Here is a 17,041-nt window from a genome sequence, read left to right as displayed (position 1 = left end):
ATTGAATCAGATTGGAGAGAATCAGGATGCTGAAAAGGAGACTGGAATTTTTCTTTTTATATATGATGCTCATCGGGGCATATGTCATTTGGTTTTTTCCGGTTTCCAGGCTTGAGTTTTACGGAGGATTGCTTTGCTATATAAGCATTATTTTGTTCAGCATCTATTCATTAATTCTTGAAAACCGTACCTCGCAGCACACGCTGCTATGGATCCATATTCTTGTCTTTTTTCCAATCGTCGGCTACGTGTTTTATCTGTTTTCGGGACAGCTTTATGTAAAGGGAAAGCTGTTTAAGACAAAACGAATGTACAACAGGGAAAAGCTCAGGAAGCTGTTTGACAAGGAGGAAACGCCCGAAGTGACAGGGCTGAAGGACAATCAAGAGAGGTTCTTTACATATTCCATCAGGGCTGCCCATATGAATATCAATACGAAAAGCAACATCAAAGTGCTGAAAAACGGCGAAGAAACCTTCCCGGACATTTTCAAAGCGATGAGAAAAGCTGAATCTTACATACATATTGAATACTACATGTTTAAATCAGACATGCTCGGACGCGGCATGATGGACATTATGATGGAGAAAGCGCGCCAGGGTGTCGAGGTGAGGTTTTTATACGATGCGGCAGGAAGCATGAAGCTGGCAAGAAGAGATATTATGAGAATGGAACAAGCGGGGGTGGACATCGTCCCGTTTTCTCCGCTGAAATACGGGTTTTTCAACCAGAAGCTGAATTTCAGAAATCACCGGAAAATCGTGATCATCGATGGGAAAACCGGTTTTGTGGGTGGATTAAATGTCGGGAAGGAATATATCAGCAGAGATCCGTACATCGGATTTTGGAGAGATACACACCTGCGGCTTGAGGGGGAAATTGTGCAAACGCTCCACGCTATCTTTATGCTGGATTGGGAATATGTCTCCAATGAAGTGCTAATTGATCAAGAGGAGTACAATACCCCGGTTCCCGTGGAAGGAGGAGGCATTTATCAAATTGTCGCGACAGGCCCTGACATGAAAGAAAGCATGAGCGACCTTTATTATGAAATGATTTCTTCAGCGCAGAAATCAATATGGATCGCCACGCCCTATTTTGTCCCCAATGAATCCATTCGCACGGCGCTAAAAGCAGCGGCGACAAAGGGGGTAGAGGTAAGGGTTATGGTGCCGGAGAAGAACGACAGCTTTTTGACCCAATACGCGTCGAGGTCCTATTTCCCGGAGCTGCTCCTTGAGGGCATTGAAGTGTACTCCTACCAAAAAGGCTTCATGCATCAAAAAGTCATGATCATTGATGGCGATCTCGCCTCCGTCGGTACCGCGAATATGGATATGCGCAGCTTTCAGCTCAACTTTGAAGTGAATGTGTTCTTCACGGATGCCGAAGCGATCCGAACCCTTGAGGCCCATTTTGAAGAGGATATGCAGGAAAGTGAAAAGCTCAGCCCTGTCGGATTTTATAAAAGAGGTGTGGCTGACCGGACAAAAGAGTCGTTTGCCCGCCTGTTTTCAGGTGTTCTGTAAGAAAAAAGAAATCTGATCTTTCAAAACAGCCCGTGTATAGTATAATTGAGAAATATTATCAGTTATTTATACATTGGGGGAAGATAGGGTGCTGCGGCAATTTTTTTCATATTATAAACCATATAAAACGTTGTTCTTTCTCGACTTTTTCTCAGCGATCGCGGGAGGTTTAATGGAGCTGAGTTTTCCTTTGATCGTCAATTATTTTATTGATACCTTGCTGCCGGGCAGGGATTGGGGACTGATCATCGCGACCTCAATCGGGTTATTTGCGGTGTACGCGCTCAGCTCGGCTCTTCAGTATATCGTGACCTACTGGGGACACATGCTTGGTATCAATATTGAGACTGATATGAGAAAGTCGCTTTTTGACCATTTGCAAAAGCTCTCGTTCAAATTTTACGACAACAACAAGACGGGAACGCTGATGTCGAAGCTCACGAACGATTTAATGTATATCGGTGAAGTCGCCCATCACGGACCGGAAGACTTATTCATTGCGGTCATGACCATTCTCGGGGCGTTCGGAGTGATGCTGTTTATTAACTGGCAGCTTGCTTTATTAACGTTTATCATTATGCCGATCGTCATTTGGCTAGCGCTTTATTTTAACAAAAAAATGACCAAAGCATTTACCACGCTGAACAAGGATATCGGAGACTTCAGCGCGCGTGTAGAAAATAACATCGGCGGCATCCGGCTTGTGCAGGCGTTCGGAAATGAAGCATTTGAAAAAGAACGCTTCGCCGTCAACAACCAGCGTTTTCGTGTCACAAAGCTTTCTTCCTACAAAATCATGGCGAAAAACGGTTCAATCAGCTATATGCTGACCCGGTTTGTCACGCTGTTTGTCCTTTTGTGCGGGACGTGGTTTGTCATTCGCGGCTCCTTATCGTACGGGGAATTTGTGGCGTTTGTACTCTTGACGAATGTGCTGTTCAGGCCTATTGACAAAATTAATGCCATTATCGAAATGTATCCGAGGGGGATCGCGGGTTTCAAAAGCTATATGGAGCTCATGGAGACAGAGCCGGACATTCAGGACTCACCTGATTCGAAAGATGTTTCCGGCCTGAAGGGCAATATCCGCTATAAACATGTTTCGTTTGGCTATGATGGCCATCACAATGTCCTCAATGACATCAACCTATCCATTCAAGCGGGGGAAACGGTGGCGTTCGTCGGTCCGTCAGGTGCGGGGAAATCAACGCTTTGCAGTCTGCTTCCGCGTTTTTATGAAGCATCGGAGGGCGACATTACGATTGACGGCATCAGTATAAAAGACATGACGCTTTCTTCGTTGCGCGGGCAGATTGGCGTCGTGCAGCAGGACGTTTTCTTATTCTCGGGCACGCTTAGAGAAAATATCGCCTACGGCCGACTAGGCGCATCAGAAGAAGACATTTGGCAAGCTGTGAAGCAGGCGCATCTGGAAGAGCTCGTCCATAACATGCCCGATGGGTTGGATACTATGATTGGCGAACGCGGCGTGAAGCTTTCCGGCGGGCAAAAACAGCGTCTGTCAATTGCAAGGATGTTCTTGAAAAATCCGTCGATCTTGATTCTCGACGAAGCCACCTCAGCCCTTGATACAGAGACGGAAGCGGCGATCCAAAAGGCGCTTCAAGAGTTGTCTGAGGGGCGCACGACGCTTGTCATCGCCCACAGGCTGGCGACGATCAAAGACGCGGACAGAATTGTAGTCGTCACAAACAACGGTATTGAAGAACAAGGCCGTCATCAAGACCTGATCGAAGCCGGAGGCCTATACAGCAGGCTGCATCAAGCGCAATTCGGGCAAATGGTGCAGCGATAGGAGGAGAACATGGAAAGAAAAACTGTGCTGTACATTGCTGTTTCATTGGACGGGATGATCGCAAAAGAAGATGGAAGCATCGATTGGCTGGATGAATTTGAAGGTGAAGGCGACAACGGCTACAGTGATTTTTATCAGACTGTTGATACAGTCATTTTAGGCCGGAGCACATATGAGCACGTAAAAGTGCTAACACCGGTTTTCCCGTATCAGGATAAAACCTGCTATGTTTTTACAGGATCGCCCGACAGTTATCAAGATGAACATGTGACGTTTATCAATGAGGGAGCCAGAGCCTTCACTGACCGTTTGAAACAGGAAAAAGGCTCAAACATCTGGATAGCTGGCGGGGCGGAGCTGGTGAATGCCTTTATGAAAGAAGATGCCATCGACGAATTCATCATCACTGTTATTCCCGTCGTTTTAGGAAGCGGCATTCCGCTGTTTCACGAACTAACAAATGAAACAAAACTGCGGTTAAAAGGGACAAAACAATTTGGACAAGCGGTTCAGCTCCATTATGTAAGAGCATAAGAAAAAGGATAGACAGATGTCTATCCTTTGTTGTATGTAAGTTAGAGCGCTTCTCTCTCAGCAGGCTCGATGAGATTTTGGAATTTTTCAATGAGCTGCGATGCTTTTGTTCCTTCAACTACGATCAAATATTCCTTTTCATTATGAGCCATGCGGAATGTTTCAAGCTCAATTAAGCTTTTGATTTTGCACATCGTTTTCTTTGAATAAATATAAACCTCGTGGCTTCCGGAATGGCACATTTTATAAAGATGAATCAAATTTCTTAAAGTAAAGGCCTGTGCGGCTACTTTCAGAGACTTGATATTTTTCATGATCTTTCTCCTCCATCGATTGTTGTCTTATATAGCCTAAGTTCCCAAAGCTGACAAGTCGTAAACCTATTTTTGCACATTTATGACTTCCATTGCAGCGCACCGCCCCCGATGCGTTTGACACCGCGGATGGAGCTTAATTCATCCATCAAGCGGAGAAGCGCCTTGTCTTTCTGCTTTGCTTCAATCATGAAATCAATATTCGTTCCCCATTGCCTAAAGCGTTCCAACAGCGGCAGCAAAAAGTTGGCTTCAACATAATCGGCATGGCTGCGTATCGCTTGCTCCGATTTTGGGGAAGACAAGTGAACCTTTGGCTGAAGGCCGATCCGCTCCCAAGTTTTGATCATGCGGGGCAGTGCTACATTCAGGTCGGCGTGATCGTCTGGATTGGCGTAAAAATGATGAAAGTCAAAGACAAACGGAACATCCTCCTGCTCACAGACCTGAAGCGTTTCTTCCGTTGTATATGTTTTATCATCATTTTCAAGTGTCATCCGCTCTTTGATCTCCTGCGGCAGCTGTTTTATATTTTGATGAAATTGTGCAGTGGCGGTGTCTTTATTTCCGTAAGCGCCGCCAATATGAATGTTGATAACGGAGCGATCAGCAATGCCCATGGCCTCAAGCATGCGGTAGTGATACGCCATATCGGTTACCGCATTTTTTGTGACGGATTCCTTCGGGCTCGTAAACAGAGTGAATTGATTTGGATGAAAGCTTGTTCGCAGTTGATGTGTTTTAACAAGCTCTCCAATCTCCCGAAACTCTTTTTGAAACGGTGTTACAAAATCCCACATCACGTCGGGATGCGTAGCCAGCGGCACAATCGAACTGGAAAAACGGTACAAAGGAATGCCGTGGCCGATGATATAGTGAAGGGTTCTCATCGTATTGCGCAAATTGGCTTTTGTCACAGTCAGAAGCGCTTCTTTTCTTTCAGTCTTTGAAAGCTTTGAATAACGCGCGAATGTCAATGTTTTAGCGGGAGACGCATCCCAAAGGCTCATCGCATTTGAAACGAACCCGAATCTGAAAATCATAGGAACTCTCCTTTATAAGAAATAAGATAATGCCCTGCCGAGCCATTCCGCCGGGCGCTGCCTGAATGTGCGCTTGCTGAAATCCTCCATGGTCAGCCGCTCCGACTTTTTCATATCCTCCTCAATCGTGGCATAGACTTCACTTGTAAACGCTTCGTCATCAATTTCGACATTCACCTCTTCATTTAAAAACAGGCTTCGTTTATCGAAGTTGGCTGTTCCGATTATGCTGAGATGGTCGTCTATGATGAGGGCTTTTACATGATAAAACCCTTGATAATAACGATAAATAAGACAGCCGGCATCCAAGAGCTCCGAATAATACGTAAAAGCCGCTTCTCGTACCAGCGGATGGTCTGATTTCATCGGTACAATGATTCTCACGGATACGCCGTTTTTTCTTGCGTTAATAAGGGCCTCTTGAAGCGGTTTTGATGGAATGTAATAAGGCGTGCAAACCGTAAGGCGATTCTTCGCTTGGGCAATGTTGGCCAAGTATATGTTTTCAAGGGAATAACCGTCAGTCGCATATATCTTGTGAGAAATAGTCCCTTGCTGAAGATTTGGCCAAACATCCGAACCCAGAACGATTCCGGTATTACGTTTTAGATCAGAAGCAAAAAGCGTTTGAAGATCATGTACGCCTTCTCCCATCATGCGCAGATGATAATCCTCCCAATTGCCGAACTTCGCCTTCTTTCCAAGATATTCTTCGGCGATGTTAAACCCGCCGATATAACCGATTTTTCCGTCTATCACCGTAATCTTCCGGTGATTCCGTTTTTGCATGTGAAAAAAGAAAAAAGGAAAACGGGGACGATTCATCACATGGACATGGACGCCGGCATTTTTCATCGTCTGCAGCGCCGTTTTTTTAATTGCCCGGCAGCCCGCCCAATCCAGAAGCAAATAAACGGATACGCCAGCTTGGGCTTTTGTTTTCAGCAAGGTATACATATTGTGGCTGACCTCATCATTTTTCATAATAAAAAACATCATGTGAACAGAAGAGGCGGCCTGGCGAATATCATTCATCATCCGCTCAACGAGATCAGCGCCGCAGTGGATCAATTCGATGTCACTCTTCTTTTTTGAAAAAACAGGCTCGTACGCCTTTTTTCTGTATCCGGCACGGCCCATGAAGATATCAAGCAGAATCAAGGCAAAGAAAATAACGACAATGATCATAATCACGATAAATACCTTCATACCGGCACTCCTTTCCGTAGTAAAGGTAGTGTGCCCGAACAGCAGGAATTTAATTATTGACTGAACACTCATTCATTATTTATCATAAAGATAATCTTATACAGATTCGGGGGTAGGGGATCGCGGTCTTTATCAGTAAAAAGGGGGAATTGGAATGAGCGGCTTTCTCATCGCAAATGCATTATTATTTCTGATTGTAACCGCTTACGCTGTCTATTTGTTTGTGTACTTGGTCAAAACGAGACTGGCCTACATCAAGCTCGGCCAGAAAGAACAATTTGATCAACGGTTCAAGGAACGGCTTCACGCCATATGGGTGAATGTATTCGGACAGAAAAAACTGCTCAAGGACAAGAAAAGCGGAATCATTCACGTCATGTTTTTCTACGGATTTATATTGGTTCAGTTCGGAGCAATTGACTTTATCATCAAAGGACTGGCTCCCGGCCGGAATCTGCCGCTGGGCCAGGTCTACCCTGCCTTCACCTTTTTTCAGGAAATTGTTACGTTTCTCATTTTAATTGCTGTTGGGTGGGCATTCTACAGACGTTATATCGAAAAGCTCGTGAGGCTGAAACGCGGTTTCAAAGCCGGACTCGTTCTCATTTTTATCGGAGGGTTAATGCTGACCGTTCTGCTTGGGAACGGGATGAATCTGATTTGGCATGAGCATGGGCTTTCTTGGAGCGAGCCAATTGCCTCAGGTATTGCGTTTATGCTTAGCGGTGTCGGGAAAACAGGCGCGACGGTGATTTTCTATATCGCATGGTGGATCCATCTCCTATTCTTGCTTAGCTTTTTAGTGTACGTGCCTCAGTCGAAGCATGCCCATTTAATCGCCGGCCCGGCAAACGTCTTTTTCAATAGAATGGAATCTGCCGGAAAACTTGAAAAAATTGATTTTACCGACGAAACGAAAGAAAGTTACGGAGCGGGAAAAATTGAGGATTTCAGGCAGTCTCAGCTGCTTGATCTGTACGCGTGTGTCGAGTGCGGCCGCTGTACAAATATGTGTCCTGCAACAGGCACCGGAAAAATGCTGTCTCCGATGGACTTGATTTTGCGTCTCAGAGACCATCTCACTGAAAAAGGCGCTGCCGTCACCTCGCGCTCCCCATGGGTGCCCGCAGCAGCGTTTCGGCATACGAGAGGCAATCAGCTGGCTGCGGCGTCAGCGGGCAGCGGATCGCAGGAAGCCGCAGCGGCGCTTGATTACAATCCAAGCTTGATCGGCGACGTCATCACAGAGGAAGAAATTTGGGCATGCACCACTTGCCGAAACTGTGAGGATCAATGCCCGGTCATGAATGAGCACGTGGATAAAATCATCGACCTCCGCCGCTACCTCGTACTGACAGAAGGAAAAATGGACAGTGACGCCCAGCGCGCAATGACAAGTATTGAGCGGCAGGGGAATCCGTGGGGACTCAACCGCAAGGAACGTGAAAATTGGCGTGACGAGGCGCCGGATGCTGAGATTCCGACTGTAAAAGAAATGAAAAAAGAAGGAAAAGAATTTGAGTACCTTTTCTGGGTAGGCTCCATGGGGTCTTACGACAACAGAAGCCAGAAAATCGCAATTTCCTTTGCCAAGCTGCTCAATCACGCGGGCGTGTCCTTCGCGATCCTCGGCAATAAAGAAAAAAATTCAGGAGACACGCCGCGCCGCCTCGGAAATGAATTTTTGTTCCAAGAGCTGGCTGAGAAGAATATTTCTGAATTTGAAAAAAATGATGTCAAAAAAATCGTTACGATCGATCCCCATGCATACAATTTATTTAAAAACGAATATCCGGATTTCGGATTTGAAGGCGAGGTTTATCATCATACAGAAGTGCTGGCCGAGCTTGTGAAAAACGGAAAATTAAAGCCGCAGCACCCGCTTCATGAGACGATTACCTTCCATGATTCGTGCTATTTGGGCCGGTACAATGAAGTTTATGATCCGCCGAGAGAGATTTTGAAAGCCATTCCGGGCGTGCAGCTTGTTGAAATGGAGAGAAACCGGGAAACCGGCATGTGCTGCGGAGCCGGCGGGGGATTAATGTGGATGGAGGAAGAAACAGGCAACAGGATTAACGTCGCCAGGACAGAGCAAGCGCTCGCAGTCAATCCATCGGTGATCAGTTCCGGCTGTCCGTACTGTCTCACAATGCTTGGGGACGGCACAAAGGCGAAGGAAGCCGAAGACCAAGTCAAAACGTACGACGTCGTCGAGCTTCTGGCTCAATCCGTTTTAGGCGCTGATCTGAAAATGGGGGAGAAGCAATGAATTTTTCATTATCAGAAGAACATGAGATGATACGAAAATTGGTGCGCGATTTTGCGAAGCATGAGGTGGCCCCGACAGCGGCAGAACGGGACGAACAAGAACGCTTCGATCGCGAGCTGTTTCGGGAAATGGCAAATCTGGGGCTGACGGGAATTCCATGGCCTGAAGATTACGGCGGAATCGGAAGTGACTATTTGGCCTACGTCATCGCGGTGGAGGAGCTGTCAAAAGTGTGCGCCTCCACCGGTGTGACGCTTTCCGCCCATATCTCTCTTTGCAGCTGGCCGCTGTTTGCCTTTGGGACGGAGGAGCAGAAGACAGAGTACTTAACACAGCTGGCCCTCGGAGAGAAAATCGGCGCATTCGCATTGACCGAAGCAGGGTCTGGATCTGACGCCGGCAGCATGAAAACAACAGCTGAACGAATCGGCGATGACTATGTGTTGAATGGTTCCAAAGTGTTTATCACAAACGGCGGCGTTGCTGATATTTACATTGTTTTTGCCGTCACCGATCCCGAGAAAAAGAAAAAAGGCATTACCGCTTTTATAGTAGAAAAGGATTTTGAAGGATTTTTTACAGGCAAGAAAGAAAAGAAGCTGGGCATCCGTTCTTCACCGACAACGGAAATCATGTTCGAAGATTGTGTAGTGCCCGTATCAAAGCGTCTCGGACAAGAAGGAGAAGGCTTCAAAATCGCGATGAAGACGCTTGACGGAGGTAGAAACGGCATAGCTGCACAAGCCGTAGGCATCGCCCAAGGAGCGCTTGATGCGGCGCTTCAATATGCAAAAGAGCGAAAGCAATTCGGAAAATCGATCGGCGAGCAGCAGGGCATCGCTTTTAAACTCGCGGATATGGCGACAATGATAGAAGCTTCAAGGCTATTGACCTATCAGGCTGCGTGGTTAGAATCATCGGGCCTTCCATATGGAAAAGCTTCCGCTATGTCCAAACTGATGGCTGGGGATACGGCGATGAAGGTAACGACCGAAGCCGTGCAGATTTTCGGCGGCTACGGCTATACAAAAGATTATCCGGTAGAACGCTATATGCGTGATGCAAAAATCACGCAAATCTATGAAGGCACTCAAGAAATTCAAAGACTGGTCATCTCCAGAATGCTCGCGGATTAACGGAAAACATCTCTCAGTCGGATCACTCTTGTAAAATTATTTAAATTAACGCTGTTAAGGGTAGCATATTCTGTTTTATTTTGTTTATAATGAGAGGTATGGTTTGTATAAGAACGATACAAAATCGCTTTCATTATTGATAAAACAGATACATATAAGTAATAGAAAGGGAGTGTCCGACCTTGGGTATCAAACAATATTCACAGGAAGAGCTAAAGGAAATGGCTTTAGTTGAAATCGCTCACGAATTATTTGAAGAACATAAAAAACCAGTTCCTTTTCAGGAGCTTTTAAATGAAATCGCATCTTTGCTCGGCGTGAAAAAAGAAGAGCTTGGAGACCGCATCGCTCAATTTTATACAGATTTAAACATTGACGGCCGCTTCCTTGCGCTTTCTGACCAGACGTGGGGGCTTCGCAGCTGGTATCCGTATGATCAGCTTGATGAAGAAACTCAGCCGACAGTCAAGGCGAAAAAGAAAAAAGCGAAGAAAGCAGTCGAAGAAGATCTTGATCTTGACGAGTTTGAAGAGATCGACGAAGACGACCTTGATTTGGATGAAGTTGAGGAAGAACTCGATCTTGAAGCCGACGATTTTGACGATGAAGATCTTGACGAAGACGACGACGATCTTGAGATCGAAGAAGATATTGTTGATGAAGATGATGAAGACTATGATGATGAAGAAGAGGAAATTAAATAGTATCAGATTTCATCTTCAAAACGATCTTGACTTTCATAGTCGAACTATGTAGTATGTATTTTGGGCTCTTCAAAAACGAAGAGAGAACATAGTACGTTATGCTCCCTTTCAAGAAATTGAAAGGGAGCTTTCTTATTTTCACCCCTCATTTTTCTTATAAATCATTTAAAAGGCTAAATGATTTTTTATAAAATAGTACATTTTAAAAATGTAGCTAAGAGCGAAGAGAGGAGCAAACGAAATGACGAAATATATTTTTGTAACCGGGGGAGTTGTATCCTCACTTGGAAAGGGTATTGTAGCAGCTTCATTAGGGCGTTTGCTGAAAAACCGCGGACTGAACGTGACGATTCAAAAATTCGATCCATACATCAACGTTGACCCGGGAACAATGAGCCCGTACCAGCACGGTGAAGTATTTGTAACGGATGACGGCGCTGAAACAGACTTGGACCTTGGTCACTATGAGCGTTTTATCGACATTAACCTGAATAAATTCAGCAACGTGACAACAGGTAAAATCTATTCAACAGTTCTTAAAAAAGAACGCCGCGGAGATTACCTTGGAGGAACCGTACAGGTCATTCCGCACATCACAAACGAATTGAAAGACCGTGTTTACCGCGCAGGGAAAGAGACAAACGCAGATGTTGTCATTACAGAAATCGGCGGTACTGTCGGAGACATCGAATCACTGCCATTCCTTGAAGCGATCCGCCAAATGAAGAGCGACATCGGCCGTGAAAACGTAATGTACATCCACTGTACGCTCGTACCTTACATTAAAGCTGCTGGCGAATTAAAAACAAAACCGACACAGCACAGCGTAAAAGAATTGCGCAGCTTGGGCATTCAGCCAAACATCATCGTCGTTCGTACAGAAATGCCGATTTCTCAAGATATGAAAGATAAAATCGCGCTTTTCTGCGACATCGATACAAAAGCGGTTATTGAATGTGAAGATGCGGACAACCTTTACTCCATTCCGCTGGAGCTTCAAAAACAAGGGCTTGATAAGCTTGTTTGCGAGCACATGAAATTGGCATGCAAAGAAGCGGAAATGTCCGAGTGGAAAGAGCTTGTTAACAAAGTCAGCAACCTGTCTCAAACGATTACAATCGGCCTTGTCGGCAAATACGTTGAGCTTCCTGACGCATACATTTCTGTTGTCGAGTCTCTCCGCCATGCGGGCTATGCGTTTGACACAGATGTAAAAGTGAAGTGGATCAACGCGGAAGAAGTGACAGAAAACAATATCGCAGAACTCACAAGCGGAACAGACGGCATCATTGTGCCAGGCGGATTCGGAGACCGCGGTGTTGAAGGCAAAATCGTCGCGACAAAATACGCGCGCGAAAACAACATTCCGTTCTTGGGCATTTGCTTGGGCATGCAGGTGGCGTCTATTGAATACGCACGAAACGTATTGGGCTTAAAAGGCGCTCACTCAGCAGAAATTGATCCGTCAACTCAATACCCGATCATTGATCTTCTTCCTGAACAAAAGGATGTGGAGGATCTCGGGGGAACGCTTCGTCTCGGCCTTTACCCTTGTAAGCTTGAAGAAGGCACGAAAGCCTTTGAAGTGTATCAGGATGAAGTGGTGTACGAGCGCCACCGCCACCGCTATGAGTTTAACAATGAATTCAGACAGCAAATGGAAGAGCAAGGCTTCGTATTCTCAGGCACAAGCCCTGATGGACGCCTTGTTGAAATCATCGAGCTGAAAGACCACCCTTGGTTCGTGGCTTCTCAGTTCCATCCAGAGTTCAAGTCAAGACCGACAAGACCTCAGCCTCTATTCAAAGGCTTTATCGGAGCGTCTGTCGAAGCTGCAAATCAGAAGTAATAAAAAAGACTTGCCGTTTGTCAAAAGCGGGCAAGTCTTTTTTATTTGTTTCCGGCAAGTTCCAGCATGTACAATAAGATATTATGCATACTCTTGCAGAATTTCTTTTAGTGTAAACGATAAAGCGTGATAGACATACAGTGCTGTCATTAAAGAGGGAAACCCGTAACGGGTGCCGTCTTCATCGGGAACAAGCGGCATTTTTAATTTAGAATCAATATGCACATCACAATACTGTTCTATTCCCGCACTGTCTTTGGCTGCGGGCGATACGCATACGACTCCCGCACCTTTTTCATAAAGCTCTTTTGCGAGCGCCTGTTCTTCGGCTGTGCCCGTCCCTGAGCAAAACATCAGCACCCTGTCGCTTTCTGTCACTTCCTCAGCGCTTTCTGGAAAGGCTTTGACAGATGGGAAGGGTTCTTTGCTTTCGGTGGCCTCATAAAAGACGCCCTGAAGCTCATCCGCTCCGTATAAATAAATGGAATGCCCGCTGATCACCGCTTGAGCAAGCAGCCGCGCCCCATCTTCAATCGCGTCAGATTCCTTATCCTGAATGCGGGAAAAAATACCTGTTAACTGCGTCGTGAATATTTTCAACATAAGTGAATCCTCCTTTATAACGTACAATATCAGTATACAACAAAAGAGAAAATGCTCAGAAAATGTCGTAAAGTAGACTATTATAATTAAAGGAAATAGGAAAATCAAACAGAATACATACAATACTGCTTACTTTTGACGAAAATCATAATATTGGGGTGTAAAATGATGAATGAAAAAATTTTAATCGTTGATGATCAATACGGCATTCGTATTTTGCTAAATGAAGTGTTCAATAAAGAAGGCTACCAGACGTTTCAGGCTGCGAACGGCCTGCAGGCGCTTGACATTGTGACAAAAGAACGGCCCGACCTTGTGCTTTTGGACATGAAAATTCCCGGCATGGACGGAATCGAAATCTTAAAACGGATGAAGGTCATTGACGAAAACATCCGGGTCATTATCATGACGGCATACGGAGAGCTCGACATGATCCAGGAATCGAAGGAATTGGGCGCCCTGACGCACTTTGCAAAGCCGTTTGACATCGACGAAATCAGAGACGCCGTCAAAAAATATCTGCCCCTGAAGTCGAACTGACAAAAAGAAGAAACAAATGAATCATGTCATTATGTTGCCGATTTGTCGAAAAGTTGGTATCCTAGTTATGGAGAAAAAGCGATCTGAGTATTTACATATGACAGCAATATATGGGTCATGCTAGGGTGGAAAGCTTTTTTCGCTAGAAGACAATCAGGCTACATAAGGAGGACATTCGACATGCCTTTAGTTTCTATGACGGAAATGTTGAATACAGCTAAAGAAAAAGGGTACGCTGTAGGACAATTTAACTTAAACAACCTTGAGTTTACTCAAGCGATTTTACAAGCAGCTGAAGAAGAAAAATCTCCAGTGATCCTTGGTGTTTCCGAAGGTGCGGGACGCTACATGGGCGGCTTCAAAACAGTCGTTGCTATGGTAAAAGCACTTATGGAAGAGTACAAAGTGACAGTTCCTGTTGCGATTCACTTAGACCACGGTTCAAGCTTTGAATCTTGTGCGAAAGCGATTCATGCAGGTTTCACATCTGTAATGATCGACGCTTCTCACCATCCATTTGAAGAAAACGTAGCAACAACTGCTAAAGTTGTTGAGCTTGCTCATTTCCACGGAGTATCTGTAGAAGCTGAGCTTGGAACAGTAGGCGGACAAGAAGATGACGTTATCGCTGAAGGCGTAATCTACGCTGATCCTAAAGAGTGCCAAGAGCTTGTTGAGCGCACTGGCATCGACTGCCTTGCACCTGCATTAGGTTCTGTTCACGGCCCTTACAAAGGCGAACCAAACCTTGGCTTCAAAGAAATGGAAGAGATCGGAAAATCAACTGGTCTTCCATTAGTTCTTCACGGCGGTACTGGAATTCCGACTGCTGACATCAAAAAATCAATTTCACTTGGTACAGCTAAAATCAACGTGAATACTGAAAACCAAATTTCTTCTGCAAAAGCTGTTCGCGAAACATTGGCAGCTAAGCCTGACGAGTACGATCCACGTAAATACCTTGGACCAGCTCGTGAAGCGATCAAAGAAACAGTTATCGGTAAAATGCGTGAATTTGGTTCTTCAAACCAAGCTTAATTCAATTGGAACTTTTTATAGCCGCCTGACAGCTTGACAGGCGGTTTTCCGTCTATCTTTAGAAAGCGCAATCATATTCGCAGTTCAGAAAATTTCTTAATCAGGGAGGCTTTTTGAAAATGTTATTCTTTGTTGATACAGCCAATATCGATGAAATTAGAGAAGCGAATGAATTAGGAATTCTCGCCGGTGTAACGACGAATCCTAGTTTAGTAGCAAAGGAAGCTAACGTATCATTCCACGACCGTCTTCGCGAGATCACAGACGTCGTGAAAGGGTCTGTAAGCGCAGAGGTTATTTCTTTGAAAGCTGAGGAAATGATCGAGGAAGGAAAAGAACTGGCGAAAATCGCACCGAACATTACGGTGAAAATCCCGATGACGTCTGACGGTTTAAAAGCGGTAAGAGCACTTACTGACTTAGGCATCAAAACAAACGTCACATTGATCTTCAATGCAAACCAGGCGCTTCTTGCTGCCAGAGCGGGGGCAACATATGTATCTCCATTCCTGGGACGTTTAGATGACATCGGCCACAACGGGCTTGACCTGATTTCAGAAGTTAAACAGATTTTTGACATTCACGGCCTTGACACGCAAATCATTGCAGCGTCAATCCGCCACCCGCAGCACGTGACAGAAGCTGCTCTTAGAGGGGCTCATATCGGCACAATGCCGCTGAAAGTCATTCATGCTCTCACTAAACACCCGTTAACAGACAAAGGAATCGAACAATTCCTGGCAGACTGGAACAAATAATGAAAGGGGCGGCAAACAGCTTTATGCCTGTTTGCCGCGGCCTTTGTATTTCACCGACCTGATACAGCGGATCTTCAGATGCTGACGCCGCTTTACAGAGAAGGAATCATTGGGCTGCAGAAGCTGATATCGGAATGAAGGGTATGCGTACTGCTTTTGCCGGATGACGACGATGTCTCTCGAGCCGGCGGGTCTCTGTGCATCTTTTGAAACCTGTACCCCCCAAAGCTTCGCTATTTTCTTCCTGATATTTTACAATGTGTTGTATTCTTTCTCTTCGAATTGGCTAGATTTTGGACATGAGCTTTATTTGCAGAGACAGAATAAAATGACATTTTATTTAGCTCCGCAGCTATCTTCTTATGGAAGGAGACTATCATGGAAAAGTTGAATATTGCCGGCGGTGACTCGTTAAACGGTACAGTACATATCAGCGGCGCTAAAAACAGCGCTGTTGCGTTAATACCTGCAACCATTTTGGCAAATTCCGAGGTGACAATTGAAGGGCTTCCAGAGATTTCAGATATTGAAACGCTGCGTGACCTGTTAAAGGAAATCGGCGGCAACGTGCATTTTGAGAATGGGGAAATGGTTGTTGACCCTACGTCGATGATCAGCATGCCGCTTCCTAACGGGAAAGTAAAAAAGCTTCGCGCGTCATATTATTTAATGGGGGCGATGCTCGGCCGCTTCAAGCAGGCGGTCATTGGATTGCCTGGCGGCTGTCACTTAGGGCCCCGTCCGATTGATCAGCATATCAAAGGCTTTGAAGCACTCGGAGCTGAAGTAACCAATGAACAAGGCGCCATTTATTTGCGAGCTGAAAGGCTGAGAGGCGCACGGATTTATTTAGATGTCGTAAGCGTTGGGGCAACGATTAACATTATGCTCGCCGCTGTTTTGGCAGAAGGGAAAACGATCATCGAAAACGCTGCCAAGGAGCCTGAGATTATTGACGTCGCGACATTGCTTACCAGCATGGGCGCCAAAATCAAAGGTGCGGGCACCAATGTGATTCGAATCGACGGCGTGAAGGAACTGCACGGCTGCAAGCATACGATCATTCCGGACAGAATTGAGGCCGGGACATTTATGATTGCAGGGGCTGCAATGGGCAAGGAAGTCATTATCGATAACGTCATTCCCACTCATCTAGAGTCGTTAACGGCAAAGTTGAGAGAAATGGGCTATCATATCGAAACAAGCGACGACCAGCTCCTCATTGTCGGCGGGCAGAAGAACTTAAAGCCGGTTGACGTTAAAACCCTCGTATACCCGGGGTTTCCGACTGATTTACAGCAGCCGATGACGGCGCTACTGACAAGGGCGAAAGGGACGAGTGTCGTCACAGACACCATCTACTCGGCAAGATTCAAGCACATTGATGAGCTGAGACGAATGGGTGCCAATATGAAAGTAGAAGGCAGATCTGCCATCATCACAGGTCCTGTCGAGCTTCAAGGCGCAAAAGTGAAGGCGAGTGATCTGCGTGCCGGAGCCTGCTTGGTGGTAGCCGGACTGATGGCTGATGGCGTCACGGAAATTACGGGACTGGAGCATATTGACCGCGGATACAGCAGCCTTGAGAAGAAGCTTGAGGGGCTTGGAGCGACAATTTGGCGTGAAAGAATGACTGACGAAGAAATAGAACAGCTTCAAAATTCATAATGGTTTCTTGTGAGAGGAGATCGTGTTG

15 protein-coding genes are annotated in these 17,041 nt (G+C 45.7%); 11 read left to right on the top strand and 4 right to left on the bottom strand.

All coding sequences use genetic code 11. The features are described 5' to 3' along the window. The first annotated feature begins 26 nt into the window (after positions 1-26). The 3 genes from cls (ACZ07B_RS15620) to ACZ07B_RS15610 all read left to right on the top strand — a co-directional run bounded on the left by cls (ACZ07B_RS15620) (position 27) and on the right by ACZ07B_RS15610 (position 3,879). The gene (gene cls, locus ACZ07B_RS15620) at positions 27-1,529 is read left to right on the top strand and encodes a cardiolipin synthase (RefSeq protein ID WP_003227591.1); all 1,503 of its coding nucleotides are present in this window, start codon (positions 27-29) and stop codon (positions 1,527-1,529) included. An 88-nt stretch (positions 1,530-1,617) separates the two neighbouring features. Continuing rightward, a complete protein-coding gene (locus tag ACZ07B_RS15615) occupies positions 1,618-3,345 on the top strand; it encodes an ABC transporter ATP-binding protein (protein WP_076457463.1) in 1,728 nt (575 codons plus the stop codon). 9 nt (positions 3,346-3,354) lie between these two features. Beyond that, positions 3,355-3,879 (top strand): dihydrofolate reductase family protein, encoded by a 525-nt coding sequence (locus ACZ07B_RS15610; protein WP_024571805.1) that lies wholly within the window; start codon positions 3,355-3,357, stop codon positions 3,877-3,879. A gap of 41 nt (positions 3,880-3,920) precedes the next feature. Here ACZ07B_RS15610 and ACZ07B_RS15605 read toward each other — a convergent pair whose 3' ends face one another. From ACZ07B_RS15605 to cls (ACZ07B_RS15595), 3 genes are all read right to left on the bottom strand, one after another. Beyond that, positions 3,921-4,193, bottom strand: a complete 273-nt coding sequence (locus ACZ07B_RS15605) for a hypothetical protein (RefSeq protein ID WP_003227597.1) — start codon at positions 4,191-4,193, stop codon at positions 3,921-3,923. An 80-nt stretch (positions 4,194-4,273) separates the two neighbouring features. Next, positions 4,274-5,236 carry a UV DNA damage repair endonuclease UvsE gene (uvsE, locus tag ACZ07B_RS15600; RefSeq protein ID WP_017696270.1) on the bottom strand — a complete coding sequence of 321 codons (963 nt, stop codon included), beginning with the start codon at positions 5,234-5,236 and terminating at the stop codon, positions 4,274-4,276. 12 nt (positions 5,237-5,248) lie between these two features. Further along, positions 5,249-6,445 carry a cardiolipin synthase gene (gene cls / locus ACZ07B_RS15595; protein WP_134154683.1) on the bottom strand — a complete coding sequence of 399 codons (1,197 nt, stop codon included), beginning with the start codon at positions 6,443-6,445 and terminating at the stop codon, positions 5,249-5,251. 154 nt (positions 6,446-6,599) lie between these two features. Between cls (ACZ07B_RS15595) and ACZ07B_RS15590 the strand changes: the two genes are divergently transcribed. The 4 genes from ACZ07B_RS15590 (at position 6,600) to pyrG (ending at position 12,406) form a co-directional block, all read left to right on the top strand. Further along, positions 6,600-8,717 (top strand): heterodisulfide reductase-related iron-sulfur binding cluster, encoded by a 2,118-nt coding sequence (locus ACZ07B_RS15590; RefSeq protein ID WP_464877393.1) that lies wholly within the window; start codon positions 6,600-6,602, stop codon positions 8,715-8,717. Continuing rightward, positions 8,714-9,853, top strand: coding sequence for an acyl-CoA dehydrogenase AcdA (acdA, locus tag ACZ07B_RS15585; RefSeq protein ID WP_464877392.1), 1,140 nt, complete (start codon positions 8,714-8,716; stop codon positions 9,851-9,853). The genes ACZ07B_RS15590 and acdA overlap by 4 nt, the downstream gene beginning before the upstream one ends. A 182-nt stretch (positions 9,854-10,035) precedes the next feature. Then, a complete protein-coding gene (gene rpoE, locus ACZ07B_RS15580; protein WP_014665742.1) occupies positions 10,036-10,557 on the top strand; it encodes a DNA-directed RNA polymerase subunit delta in 522 nt (173 codons plus the stop codon). Between the two features lie 241 nt (positions 10,558-10,798). Continuing rightward, entirely contained in the window at positions 10,799-12,406 is a 1,608-nt protein-coding gene (gene pyrG, locus ACZ07B_RS15575; protein ID WP_003227612.1) for a glutamine hydrolyzing CTP synthase, read from the top strand. An 81-nt stretch (positions 12,407-12,487) separates the two neighbouring features. On the opposite strand, the gene ACZ07B_RS15570 is transcribed toward pyrG, so the two are convergent. Continuing rightward, positions 12,488-13,009: a DUF2529 domain-containing protein gene (locus ACZ07B_RS15570; RefSeq protein WP_464877391.1), complete on the bottom strand. Its 522-nt coding sequence runs from the start codon at positions 13,007-13,009 to the stop codon at positions 12,488-12,490. Positions 13,010-13,174: 165 nt separating this feature from the next. Here ACZ07B_RS15570 and spo0F point away from each other — a divergent pair, with 165 nt between their 5' ends. The 4 genes from spo0F to ACZ07B_RS15550 all read left to right on the top strand — a co-directional run bounded on the left by spo0F (position 13,175) and on the right by ACZ07B_RS15550 (position 17,013). Next, a complete protein-coding gene (spo0F, locus tag ACZ07B_RS15565; protein ID WP_003227621.1) occupies positions 13,175-13,549 on the top strand; it encodes a sporulation initiation phosphotransferase Spo0F in 375 nt (124 codons plus the stop codon). A 180-nt stretch (positions 13,550-13,729) separates the two neighbouring features. Then, positions 13,730-14,587: a class II fructose-bisphosphate aldolase gene (locus tag ACZ07B_RS15560; RefSeq protein ID WP_003243339.1), complete on the top strand. Its 858-nt coding sequence runs from the start codon at positions 13,730-13,732 to the stop codon at positions 14,585-14,587. Positions 14,588-14,706: 119 nt separating this feature from the next. Further along, positions 14,707-15,345 carry a fructose-6-phosphate aldolase gene (gene fsa, locus ACZ07B_RS15555; RefSeq protein ID WP_003227626.1) on the top strand — a complete coding sequence of 213 codons (639 nt, stop codon included), beginning with the start codon at positions 14,707-14,709 and terminating at the stop codon, positions 15,343-15,345. A gap of 378 nt (positions 15,346-15,723) precedes the next feature. Beyond that, a complete protein-coding gene (locus ACZ07B_RS15550; RefSeq protein WP_003227628.1) occupies positions 15,724-17,013 on the top strand; it encodes a UDP-N-acetylglucosamine 1-carboxyvinyltransferase in 1,290 nt (429 codons plus the stop codon). Positions 17,014-17,041 lie beyond the last annotated feature (28 nt).

This window comes from Bacillus sp. 9.4 (assembly GCF_055486415.1).
Note: the sequence above shows the minus strand (reverse complement) of the source record. Positions and strands in the feature narration are given on the sequence as shown.